Raw genomic sequence first — 12060 nt, forward strand, 5'->3', positions numbered from 1 at the left:
TTTTTTATAAGTGTCCATTATTCGGGTTATAGTTCACTTGAGCCGGGCTTTTTCATTAGGATTCTATAATTTCTACTTGAATTTGTCTGCGTCCAAAATCCATAGCGTTGCCGTGGTGAGGGATAAAACAGTCAATTCGATGACCTTGAATGTCAGAACCAATATCACCAGCGATAGCGACCCCGTATCCTGGCACTCTTACTTTTGAACCTAGAGGAATTACATCAGGATCTACGGCAATAACTTTTTTACCAGGATGTGCCTTCAGGTTGATTCCTGTATAAGTTGTCCCGCTGCAACCATCGCAGGAAGCTGTATAGGCAGTGGCTTCTACATTAACCGTCCGTTTTACATTAGAAGTTTTCTTTTTCTTTTCTTCTTTTTTAACGTGCTTTTTCTTTTTTTCTTCAAATCGTTTAATCTTGGAATCTTTTTTCTTATTAAGATGAGATGATTTCTTCACCATCGGACTAATCTGGATAGCAGTCTGCTCACTTTTTGATAATTCTAAAGCTGAAACGGTAGAATTATCTTGAAATCCGTGTCCTGTGATACCAACTATATAAAAGGCAAGAGTGAATAATAATATAAATAATTTCTTTTTCATGACTTTTTTACCCCTTTCAAAGATCTACTTACAGGAGTATAACAAGGGGAATAGGACTAAACAAATACAAGGAAGCAACATTTCCATTACAAAACCATTACATATGACTTATTCGACAAATAAGTATTTTGTTAGACATCTTTCCGTATGTTTTCTTGTAAATTAATGGGCATTTGATCAGTAGCTCTAAAGGAAATAATTCCAAGGTAAAGTGTTCGAATTTTTTAAGCATTCTTTCTTCACAAACTCCTTTTCATAGTTTATTGTATAGAGAATAGTGATTTCTGCACTGCTTTAATACGTTGAATTTACATAAGGAGAAAGGAAGTTAGTCATGAACAAAATACCTTTATTACTAAGAATAGTTTTAGCCATTGGACTAGGCATAGCCGCTGGTTTAATTGTCCCGGAATCCTTCATTGAAGTATTCGCGACTTTTACTGGGTTATTCAGCAATTTCCTTGGCTTTGTCATCCCTTTAATTATCATTGGTTTTATTGCACCGGGTATTGCTTCAATGGGAAAAGGTGCCGGCCGTATGCTCGGACTCACGGCAGGTCTTGCCTATACTTCAACGATAGCCGCTGGTTTACTTGCTTTCATAACAGCAAAAAATCTGTATCCGGTAGTTTTGTCGGGACAAAGTTCTCAGTCTTTATCTAATCCAGAAGATTCATTAATTGAAGCTCCGTTCACTCTTGATATGACCCCGATTATGGGGATCATGGCAGCACTGATATTTTCATTCATCTTAGGTGTAGGAATCTCTACTTTAAAAGGAAATACATTATTTAATGTACTGGACGAGTTCAGATCCATTATCCAAAAACTGATTGAACATGTAATTATTCCGTTACTGCCTTTTCATATATTCGGGGTATTTGCGAATATGACTTATGCAGGGCAGGTGGGTACAATTCTTAGTGTGTTTGCCAAAGTATTTGTTATGATTATTGCCTTACATCTTATTTATTTACTAGGAGTTTATACGTTTGCTGGCAGTCTCCACCGCGCTAATCCATTTCAAATGCTGAAAAAAATGGTTCCTGCTTACTTCACCGCCCTTGGTACACAATCATCTGCAGCTGCGATTCCCGTGACACTTAAGCATGTGAAGAAAGTGGGAGTGAAAGAACGGGTGGCCGACTTTGCTGTCCCTTTGCTTGCCAATGTGCACTTAGCCGGAAGCACTATCACAATTACAAGCTGTGCTATGGCCGTGCTTTTCATGCAAGGAAGCAGCATTGGTTTTGGTGAAATATTTCCGTTTATTTTAATGCTGGGGATCACTATGGTGTCTGCCCCAGGTGTGCCGGGAGGAGCTGTAATGACAGCGGTTGGATTGCTCGAGTCCATGCTTGGATTTGGCCCTGCCATGGTATCCTTAATGATTGCCCTTTACTTAGCTCAGGATAGCTTTGGAACGGCAGCGAATGTAACAGGAGACGGGGCGATTACTACCATTGTTAACCGTCTTGTGAAAAATCGCCTTAAGGAACCTAAAACAGCTCAGGCCAAACAGAAGATTGGTTAAATGGAATGGAAAAAGCCGCTTACCAAATTAGCGGCTTTTTTTCATCTTTGTATTTATTTAGCTGTGCCCTTCCGCTTTTTCCCACAACATGTACGGCGAGCGGGTTTCTTCTGGCTACCGTTATTTGCCGATTTACCTGGTTGATTGCTCAATTGTGCCACTCCTCTCGAATAGGATAGAATTATCTTATGCTTTCGTCCCCATTTCTGGCCGTGCGAATCACACACTTTCTATAAACTTCAGGGAACCATCATGACTTGTCAAAATTTATGTACCTCTGTCGATAAAATGGCAAATCATGCTATAATAAAACGTGGATAAAGGAAATTACTCCATTTCTTATTGAATTGTCAGATACAAGGAGGAAGGCCCATGACCAATTGTGGGAAATGCGGGGAACAGGTGAGTGAAGAATCCCGCTTCTGTTCTCATTGTGGAGAAAGCTTAGACGAGGACGGGAAACAATCCCGCTTGATCAGGCGAAAAAACCTCTGGCTTGTTTTGCTTCCGCTTATTGCTGTATTGATCTCCAGTGGTGCCATATTCTTTACATATAATTATGAAAAAGCGATTAACCAAGAAGTTCTTGGAGATAAAGAAAAAGCTGTCAAAATGGCTTTGGACGGGAAATATATGGAATCGGAAGCCATCCTTGCTGAAGCCGTGGACAAGCGTCCAGATTTTAATGCGGTTCAAACGGAGTTAAGCAGCATCCGTTCTGCGCTGGCGATGAACAGTGATTTGGATAAAATTGATGACTATATTGACGACAATCGTTTAAAGGATGCTAAGGAAAGCTTAGGTACGATCCAAAATCAAATTATAAATCATAATAGTAAGCTGACCGCCACACTATCCCCAAGAACAAATGAACTGGATTCGAGAATTACTGTCAAAGAAATCAGTAACGAAATTAATCAGGTGGATACGATCGATAACCTAGCAGTAAAGCTGGACACTCTCTCAGGATTAAATTTAGAAGAGGCTGCAAAAGTGCGGGAAAAAATCTCTCAGAAAATAGTTTCACTTGCAGTAGATAAGGCTGAAAAAGCGATGGATAATAAGCAATATACCGATGCAGTGAATGTCGTGGACAGAGGATTGCAATATGTTTCTAACCATGAAAAGCTTGTAAAGCTAAAGAAACGTGTGATTAAAGAACAAACCGCCTTCGAAAAAGCGGAAGAAGAAAGAATAAAACATGCCATGCAGCAGGCAGCTAAAGAAGATCTGAAAAATAAAAATGACGCTGTGAAAATACTGGACGTTAAATTATCTAATAGTGAATTTGGAGAAATGAAAGTATCTGGTAAAGTGCAAAGTGTGGCTACAAAAATTATCAGTTCCATAAAAGTAAACTATGATTTAGTAAACGATAAAGATAAAGTCGTAAAATCAAGTTCTTCTCAGATTTATCCTATGTATTTAAATCCAGGAGATAAAGGAAATTTTGAAAAAGTCATGTATGATGTTAAAGGAGACTTAACTGTAAAAGTTACAGACCTTGAATGGTATGTGGAATAGGGGGGATTCGTATGAACCGTAAGTGGGTGATCAGCCTCACACTAACGATCTTCATTTTGGCAGCAGGGGGAGCCGGGAGTTTGTATATAGTTAACACTGTTCCCAAAAAATTAGAAGCTGCTGTTGTACTTGATCAGCCGACTGATACGAATGAAAATACAGAACCGATTTCACAGACCAAAGACATTATCTTTCAGGCTCAAAAAAAAGTAGTCCAAATCAAACTAAAAAATGGGACGATTGGTTCTGGGTTTTTGTATAACGATAAAGGTGATGTTATTACCAATGCTCACGTAGCTGCGAATCAAAATAAAGTTACCGTCATTACTGTCGATTCTAAGAAGCTATCAGGAGAAGTCATCGGTATTAGTCCTGATACGGATATTGCCGTAGTGAGGGTGCCGGGTTTAAAGGATGAAAAACCCTTGCCGATCCGTTCTTCAAGTAAAGCAGAGCTTCTTGATGAAGTATTAGCATTAGGAAGTCCTCTAGGATTGCAGAATACAGTTACTAGCGGAGAAATCAGCGGTCTGAATCGTAATTTTGATTTAGATCCTTTCCAGTATAAAAATGTTTATCAAATTTCAGCTCCCATTGCACCTGGAAATAGTGGAGGACCTCTAATAGATAAGAAGACGGGGGAAGTAATAGGAGTGAACTCTGCTAAACTTGGAAAGGAAAATATTGGATTCAGCATTCCTATCGTTGATGTTTTGTCACTAGTGAAGAATTGGTCCAAATCCCCAATGGAGTCCCTGCCCAAATTTCCTAATATAGATTCGAAAGAGGAAAAACCGCAGGAAACTTCTAAAGCAGAAGAAGCTACTTATTTGGTGCAATATTTTTATAACAGTATAAACCAAGGTGATTTTGTGACCGCCTATTCTTTGATAGGAAGCGATTGGCAAAGCACGAAAACATATGAACAGTTCAGAACGGGATACAATAACACTTTATCAGTAAGTATTGATAACATTATTGCTGATCCTAAGGACAACCTGGTTGAAGTTACTGCCATTATTACAGCAGAAGAAACAGATCACGGTGAAGTGAATACGAAGAAATACCAAGTGAAATATCCGGTCGGGTATGAAAACAATCAAATGAAAATCCTCTTAGGAAGCGGTGAAGTACTAAAGTAATCGCTCTCCAAAAACTGAGCGAAACAGCAGCATGCTGATGGAGATAACCCGAGCCCATTTAAAGGCTCGGGTTTTTCTTTGTCTAGGAATGATTATATGATCTGGGTGTGGATACCTTTTTTGCAGTGTTAAGCCCCGCCAGCTCTAGCCTTTGAGAATCCTCTTAATGAAACAAGCCATCCAAATTAAAATAGGATGGCTTGTTAAATCCCACAGGTAAAGAAGGATTGTAACTTCATATATTGATAAATCGTCTGAGCGTGTCTTCCTTCTAACGTATGGGGGTTACGCAGCTTTGATAACTGCCGGAGGAACTGTTGATCACAATAACAGCATGGGCCGTACTGTTGGTAACATTCATCATGGGCTTTGCATGCTGCATCAACAGCATTAATGGGCGCTCCAGGACCACTGCAGCCGGGACCGCACCACTTATAGCCTGGGAATATACAAAATCTTGGGAAATACCCTCTTCTGTTTCGTGAATTTGACACTTTTCTGCCCCTTTGCTCTGCTATATTGTAGTTTATGAATGAGAGCAAGCCGCGGTATAGATAAATAACATATCTTTACGAATAAAAGTAGAAGTCATCATGCTAGTACTAGTAAGGTGATGCGGGAATAATATAATAACTCCTCTTCCCATGACCATAAGAAAATCCCTCCTTGTAGGAAAAAGGAGGGATTTTTTCTATGATTTATCTTATTTATTCATATATTGGTCAATTTCCCATGGGCTTACATAAAGGGAATATCTTGTCCATTCTTCTTCCTTCGCTTCAATATAAGCTCTAGAAGTGTGGTCTCCCAGTGCATTCAATAGTACAGTATCATTCTTAAGTGCTTTCACTGCTTCTTTTAAATTAGTAGGAAGAGTAGGGACACTGTCATCGGTAACTTCATATAGGTTACGAGTTTCATCTTGACCAGCGTCTAACTCGTTACGAATTCCTTCAAGTCCTGCTTGAATAAGAACAGCAAGCGTTAGATAAGGATTAGCTGTAGGGTCCGGGTTACGTACCTCGAAACGAGTACCTTTACCGCGGGTTGTTGGCACACGTACCATACAGCTGCGGTTAGAGTGGGACCATGCAATACTTACGGGAGCTTCGTAGCCAGGTACCAGTCTTTTGTAAGAGTTAACATTAGGGTTAGTAATAGCTGCAATTCCACCTGCGTGGTGAAGAATACCAGCAATAAACTGCTTCATAACTTTAGAAACTCCATCTTCAGCTTTCTCATCATAGAATGCGCTGTCGCCATCCTGGAACAACGATAGGTGACAGTGCATGCCTGAACCGTTCTCGCGGGAAAATGGTTTTGGCATGAAGGTTGCATGGTATTCATGGTTAGTTGCAATATCTTTGACCACATTTTTAAATGTTTGAATGTTGTCAGCTGCTTTAAGCATGTTATCGAAGCGGAAGTTAATCTCATGCTGCCCCTTGGCTACTTCATGGTGAGAGGCTTCCATTTCAAATCCATATTTCTTAAGAGTACGAACGATATCGCGGCGGACTTTATCGCCTTTATCTTTAGGGGAAGCATCAAAGTATCCACCGTGGTCATTCATTTGACGGACTGGATAGCCTTCTTTATCCAATTTGAAAAGGAAGAATTCTGGTTCTGGCCCAACATTAACTGTGTAGCCCATATCAGAAGCTTCTTTCATAGCTCTTTTAAGTATATAGCGAGGGTCACCTTCAAACGGTGTACCATCTGGTTTATAGATGTCACAAATAAAACGCACGGATTGATCTTCGTCAACCGTCGCTGGAAGTACTAAAAAGGTATCCAAGTCGGGAACAAGGTACATGTCACTTTCCTGGATTGCTGTAAATCCTGAAATAGAAGAGCTGTCGAACATGGCTTCATCGTTTAGTACCATATCTAATTCATCAATGGGAAGTTCTACGTTTTTGGTATCACCCATCATATCTGTGAATTCGAGCAGGATGAATTCAACGTTTTTTTCACTTACTTCATGTTTGATCGATTCTTTCGTATAGCTCATTTAGTTATCTCACCTTTTCCTTTTTTATTGGAGTTGTATTGTTGGATAGGAAACCTTGTTTCCCTTATGTTAGGAATTCTAACACATAATGTAGGTAAAACTCAAAAAGAATTCTTGAAATTTTTAAAAATTTTAAACTATCTTTCTGTCGTTCTCCTTAATTTAACTATGGAATTCCTTTTCATAAAGGGGTTTACCCTGCTTTTAATATTTAAAAACAATCTTTTCATTTAATTTATTGGAGCTTATTATATCGGGGGTGGTTTTGTAAATTGATGGCTGTCATTAATCAATTCCTGTCGAGAAAATTACAGCCAAGTGCTTGGAATGAAGTTTCTGGGGCGTAGAACAGGACATGGGGGAACTTTAAGAGTGCCTTCATACCTGACTATATACTGAAAAACCCGAACCATTTTACTGCAATGATCCGGGTTTTCTACTCCATACTAGTATCTTTAACTTCAATCTTTTCAACTGGTGAATAAGCTTATAGATTTACTTTTAACTGATTCAGTCCTCTAAGCAGAAACACTTGCCGCCATTCCGGTTTGGACATCTGGTTCAATGAAATATTTGGAAAGGCAGTTAAAAGAGACTTGAAGGCGATTTTAGCTTCTAACCTTGCTAAAGGGGCACCTAAACAGAAGTGAATTCCATATCCAAAAGCGATATGTGGGTTTGGCTTCCTTTGAATATCAAATACTTCTGCATGATGGAATTGCTTATCGTCTCGATTTGCCGAAGAAATGGAGCCAAGTACGAGGTCTCCTCTCTTTATTGTTTGATCATGAAGTTCCAAATCATCTTCCGCCCAGCGGGCAGTAGAGAAATCAACGGGACTATAATACCGAAGTGATTCTTCAATTGCCTGTTCTGTGAGCGACAAGTCTTCTTTTAATAAATTTAATTGGTCGGGATGTTCAAATAAGGCAAGCATTCCATTGCCAATCAAATTAACTGTAGTTTCATGACCGGCAATAATCAGCAGTACAATCATGGAATAGAGTTCCTCATCGTTTAGCAAATCACCTTCATCACGCGTTTGCAGCAAGTTCGAAATAAGGTCCTCTTGAGGATTTCGTTCCCGTTCAGCAAATAATTCTTTCAAGTAATCAATAAATTCCCCGATATCTCGAGTGAAGTCTCCTTCTTCTCCATCTGCAGCAGATACGATAGTGTTGGACCATTGTCTGAATTTGTCTCTGTCCTCAATAGGAACCCCTAGTAATTCACTAATTACAATGATAGGAAGAGGGAAGGCAAAGTCATTAATCAGATCAATGTCTTCTCTTTTCTCTGACATTTGGAAAATAAGCTCATCTGCGATATCTTGAATTCTTGGCTCGAGTTGCTTGATTGTTTTAGGGTTGAAATGCGGCTGCACGAGCTTTCTTAACCGGCGGTGATCAGGTGGATCCGCATCTAGCATCATATTCTGAAAAATTTTAGCTTCCATAGGATCGTCATCCGATTGTGCATTTGAGAAAAGTTTGGACTGATCCTTAATAAAACTAGGCTGCTTTAATAACTTAAGTACATCTTCATACTGCGTGACAATCCAGGTGGTGTTTCCGTTTTGCTCAGATAAGGCATGAATAGGCTGATTCTTGCGCAGGTCCTCAAAAAAAGAATAAGCCCCCACTTTAAAATTAGATTCATAAACTTCTTGGACAGAAATCATCCTTAGATCCTCCTTTTAATCTGTATGTAGTGCCAGATCTTACCATCAGTATACACTGGGATAGTTAATACCCTCAACTATTTATGGTTCAACTCTCCCCAATTAGAAGTTGTATGACTAGGAAAGTCTTCAATGAACGGGATTGGGGAAGAATAGAAGGTGTGAATGGAAATAGACGGATGAGTAAGTTATTCTTTGAAAATCTCTATTTTTACAAGTAATTGATCTAAACCTTTCCATCAAATTTATTTAATTTGTGTGTACGAGTTGATTTTTTAGATCAAATAGCATACATTGGTCACAGGAACTAATTTTTCACTAGGGCAACTTTTTCGCTCGAGGGAAAATGCAGGAGGGTTAAAGTGGATAAAACGCTGCTTGGAAAAAACACTGGAAATCCAGTTTTACAAAAGAAAAAAAGAATAGATTCACAGACGTATGTTGAAGCTTTAGGAAAGAGGAAAGGGTTAAAAAGGCTATTGCCATTTTTGGGGCCAGCTTTCATAGCGGCTGTTGCTTACATCGATCCAGGCAACTTCGCAACCAATATTCAGGCAGGTTCTCAATTTGGCTATATGCTGTTATGGGTAATCTTCGCATCAAATCTTATGGCCATACTTATTCAATCTCTTTCTGCCAAGCTTGGAATAGCAACAGGAAGGAACCTTCCAGAAGTGGCAAGAGATCACTTTCCGAAATGGGCATCGATGGGTTTATGGATACAAGGTGAGCTAATAGTAATGGCGACCGATTTAGCCGAATTTATTGGTGCGGCCCTGGGACTGTATTTGATATTTGGAATCCCTATGCTGCCATCAGCCATTATTACAGCAGTGGCTTCCTTTCTAATTTTGGAGCTTCAGCGTAAAGGTTTCCGTCCTCTGGAAGCTGTGATTGCAGGAATGGTGCTGGTTGTGGTATTTGCATTTGGAATCCAAGTATTTTATGCACAGCCTGAGATGGCTCCTCTAATGAAAGGGCTGTTTGTGCCGGGCTTTGATGGAGTAAGCAGTGTACTTCTTGCAGCTGGAATTCTAGGAGCAACGGTTATGCCGCATGCGATTTATCTTCACTCTGCTTTGACTCAGAGGAGAATAGTCGGAGAGAACGAAGTAGAGAAGAAGGAAATTTATAAATTTGAGTTCATCGATATTTTAATCGCCATGCTTATTGCAGGGGCAATTAATGCCAGTATGCTAATCGTGGCGAGTGCATTATTTAATACCAATGGAATTGTGATTGAAGATTTGGATGTAGCATTTAATCACTTTGAAATTCTGTTAAGTCCTACGGCTGCGATTTTATTTGGAGTCGGACTTCTATCAGCGGGATTATCCAGTTCTTCCGTGGGTACTTTATCGGGAGACGTCATTATGCAGGGGTACATTAAACGAAGTATTAACCTTTATTTACGTCGTTTTATTACGATTATTCCGCCGCTAGTTATCATTATTGCAGGGATAAACCCAACGAGGGCATTGGTGATCAGTCAGGTCATCTTATCATTTGGAATTGCGTTTGCTTTAGTCCCGTTAATTATCTTTACAAGTAGAAAGAAACTCATGGGATCACTTGTGAACAAAAAAATTACAACTTATGCTTCGTGGGTGATTGCGGCTATTATCATCGTGCTGAATATCTTTTTACTTTACCAAATTCTTTTTGCATAAAGAATCTTGGCCAGAAGTTTGTTAGCCATTATTAAAACCGAAGGATGATAAAATCAACATGATTTCATCATCCTTCGGTTTTTTTGTGCACCTTAATATAATCTGGTCTTCCTTTGATGGTTCATCATCAGCTTACAGGCATTGTCTTATATCCCAGTCTCAATAGATTGTAAAGTCATCGAAATACTAACATACTCTTTCTTCCTGAAGGTCTTTAATATGAAGGAGAATATCCTCCTTTGAACGCTGTACCAGTCTCCAATTTAAAGCTATTTGATTGTTGTCTTTTACACCGAGTCTTGTTTGGTCGTTTTCAACCTCAATGGATTGCTCATCCAGGGTGTTAAACTTTTCTTTTGCCTTTGCTGCCATCCACAGGGAAAGTAATTCATGAAGTTTGGATAATGATTCTTCTTCCTTCATATCAGAGGGATAGGAATAATTAAATTTCCCTTTATGGAATTGAAAATTAGGTTCTTTATCTTTGGACTTATCAATAACGAGTTTGTAGTTTCTTCCTAAATAGGAAATTTTTTGACTGTCTTCTAATTGGAGCCCATCTATGGAATAGAGGTCTTCATGTGTTTTCTGCCATTTTTGATGAATCCATTCCGTTTTCTTTCTTAAAAAGGCTTCAATTTTACTGCTGTCTTTATTCTCAGCAGCGGTTACATGGACACCGTTTAGATCATCTAAGTAAATTTTTATGAAATTTATGTCTGGCTTAGTTGATAGTTGATAACAGATCTGTTTGCTGCCGTCTTCTAGTAAAGGCATGTATTTTCCCCTTTCCTTCCTCTTCAATGTTTATTCTAATAAAGTCCTCATTTCCCGTCAAAAGCTCCATTTCAGAAGGAATGTCTTTTCTATAAAAGATTAGCAGGTTATGGATTATATGAGTGGGTTGAAGGGTAGATATTTAAATGGATTAAAAGCTGATTTATAGACATTAGATCTGTTACTACACTTTTACATAAATAAATGAGAGGAGCATGAAAATATGGCAGTTTATGACGTCATGGACAATGCTGAAACGATCCAGTTCGAGGGAAATAAAGTAGGAATATTAATTTCACATGGATTTACGGGCACGACTCAAAGCATGAAACCTTTAGCGGAAGCTTATGCAAAAGAAGGCTACACAGTTATTTGCCCGCGCCTTGCAGGACATGGAACTTCTCCGGAAGATATGGAGAATTCGACAGAACAGGATTGGATTCAATCGATTGAAGAAGGGTATCACTGGTTAAAGGACCGCTGTGAGATTATTTTCGCAGTGGGGCTTTCCATGGGAGGAACACTAGCTCTGTATATATCGGAGACCTTCGAGGATATAAAAGGAGTCATACCGATGAATGCGGCCATTGAAATACCAGAGATGGAACGGTTGCCTTCTGAAACGGAAGATCGTTATATTGATGCGATAGGTTCAGATATTAAGAAAGAAGGGGTGGAGGAGTTAGCTTATCAAAAAACTCCTGTACAAGCCATTACTGCTTTATCCAGATTAATGGAGAATGTGAAACGCCGCTTGAATGGAGTTCATTGTCCCATCATGCTTTTTGTTTCAGATGAAGACCATGTCGTCCCTCCAAGTAATGCCGAACTGATTTTTGATAAAGTCTTTTCAGAGCATAAAGAAATCGTACACTTAGAAAACAGTTATCATGTGGCCACACTGGATTACGACCAGGACTTGATTATTGAACGGAGTCTAGAGTTCTTTCAAATGTATGCTCAAGCAAAAAACAGTTAATGTAAACTAGTTAAGCAGCGAAGATTGCTGCTTAACTAGTTTTATATAATTGGTATAGACAACTATATGATAAGATGATAAGGTATTAGTGATGAAGCGGTTTCATATTATAAATTTTCGGAAGGCGGTATA

Annotated in this window: 10 protein-coding genes; 5 read left to right on the top strand and 5 right to left on the bottom strand. The window is 39.1% G+C overall.

Annotated elements, in window-relative coordinates:
- Positions 1-55 precede the first annotated feature (55 nt).
- Positions 56-607 carry a 3D domain-containing protein gene (locus Q7A53_RS18160; RefSeq protein WP_411790618.1) on the bottom strand — a complete coding sequence of 184 codons (552 nt, stop codon included), beginning with the start codon at positions 605-607 and terminating at the stop codon, positions 56-58.
- Between the two features lie 334 nt (positions 608-941).
- Here Q7A53_RS18160 and Q7A53_RS18165 point away from each other — a divergent pair, with 334 nt between their 5' ends.
- From Q7A53_RS18165 to Q7A53_RS18175, 3 genes are all read left to right on the top strand, one after another.
- On the top strand, positions 942-2141 hold the full coding sequence (locus tag Q7A53_RS18165) for a dicarboxylate/amino acid:cation symporter (protein ID WP_411790619.1): 1200 nt from the start codon (positions 942-944) through the stop codon (positions 2139-2141).
- 372 nt (positions 2142-2513) lie between these two features.
- Complete coding sequence (locus Q7A53_RS18170; RefSeq protein ID WP_411790620.1) at positions 2514-3665, top strand: zinc ribbon domain-containing protein; 1152 nt, start codon at positions 2514-2516, stop codon at positions 3663-3665.
- An 11-nt stretch (positions 3666-3676) separates the two neighbouring features.
- Complete coding sequence (locus Q7A53_RS18175) at positions 3677-4807, top strand: S1C family serine protease (protein ID WP_411790621.1); 1131 nt, start codon at positions 3677-3679, stop codon at positions 4805-4807.
- A gap of 203 nt (positions 4808-5010) precedes the next feature.
- On the opposite strand, the gene Q7A53_RS18180 is transcribed toward Q7A53_RS18175, so the two are convergent.
- From Q7A53_RS18180 to Q7A53_RS18190, 3 genes are all read right to left on the bottom strand, one after another.
- Positions 5011-5301: a phospholipase gene (locus tag Q7A53_RS18180; RefSeq protein WP_411790622.1), complete on the bottom strand. Its 291-nt coding sequence runs from the start codon at positions 5299-5301 to the stop codon at positions 5011-5013.
- Between the two features lie 209 nt (positions 5302-5510).
- Positions 5511-6821, bottom strand: a complete 1311-nt coding sequence (glnA, locus tag Q7A53_RS18185) for a type I glutamate--ammonia ligase (protein ID WP_411790623.1) — start codon at positions 6819-6821, stop codon at positions 5511-5513.
- Between the two features lie 487 nt (positions 6822-7308).
- Complete coding sequence (locus Q7A53_RS18190; protein WP_411790624.1) at positions 7309-8502, bottom strand: cytochrome P450 family protein; 1194 nt, start codon at positions 8500-8502, stop codon at positions 7309-7311.
- Between the two features lie 422 nt (positions 8503-8924).
- Between Q7A53_RS18190 and Q7A53_RS18195 the strand changes: the two genes are divergently transcribed.
- Complete coding sequence (locus Q7A53_RS18195) at positions 8925-10172, top strand: Nramp family divalent metal transporter (protein WP_411790707.1); 1248 nt, start codon at positions 8925-8927, stop codon at positions 10170-10172.
- Between the two features lie 186 nt (positions 10173-10358).
- Here Q7A53_RS18195 and Q7A53_RS18200 read toward each other — a convergent pair whose 3' ends face one another.
- Entirely contained in the window at positions 10359-10949 is a 591-nt protein-coding gene (locus Q7A53_RS18200) for a YgjP-like metallopeptidase domain-containing protein (RefSeq protein ID WP_411790625.1), read from the bottom strand.
- 223 nt (positions 10950-11172) lie between these two features.
- Here Q7A53_RS18200 and Q7A53_RS18205 point away from each other — a divergent pair, with 223 nt between their 5' ends.
- Positions 11173-11928 carry an alpha/beta hydrolase gene (locus Q7A53_RS18205; protein WP_411790626.1) on the top strand — a complete coding sequence of 252 codons (756 nt, stop codon included), beginning with the start codon at positions 11173-11175 and terminating at the stop codon, positions 11926-11928.
- Positions 11929-12060 lie beyond the last annotated feature (132 nt).

It is taken from the genome of Halobacillus rhizosphaerae (genome assembly GCF_046719735.1).
GTDB classification, from domain to species: Bacteria; Bacillota; Bacilli; order Bacillales; family Halobacillaceae; genus Halobacillus_B; species Halobacillus_B rhizosphaerae.

Coding starts and splice junctions, on each gene's coding strand:
- glnA (WP_411790623.1), bottom strand. CDS start 6,821: ATGAGCTATACGAAAGAATCGATCAAACATGAAGTAAGTGAAAAAAAC.
- Q7A53_RS18160 (WP_411790618.1), bottom strand. CDS start 607: ATGAAAAAGAAATTATTTATATTATTATTCACTCTTGCCTTTTATATA.
- Q7A53_RS18165 (WP_411790619.1), top strand. CDS start 942: ATGAACAAAATACCTTTATTACTAAGAATAGTTTTAGCCATTGGACTA.
- Q7A53_RS18200 (WP_411790625.1), bottom strand. CDS start 10,949: ATGCCTTTACTAGAAGACGGCAGCAAACAGATCTGTTATCAACTATCA.
- Q7A53_RS18175 (WP_411790621.1), top strand. CDS start 3,677: ATGAACCGTAAGTGGGTGATCAGCCTCACACTAACGATCTTCATTTTG.
- Q7A53_RS18170 (WP_411790620.1), top strand. CDS start 2,514: ATGACCAATTGTGGGAAATGCGGGGAACAGGTGAGTGAAGAATCCCGC.
- Q7A53_RS18205 (WP_411790626.1), top strand. CDS start 11,173: ATGGCAGTTTATGACGTCATGGACAATGCTGAAACGATCCAGTTCGAG.
- Q7A53_RS18190 (WP_411790624.1), bottom strand. CDS start 8,502: ATGATTTCTGTCCAAGAAGTTTATGAATCTAATTTTAAAGTGGGGGCT.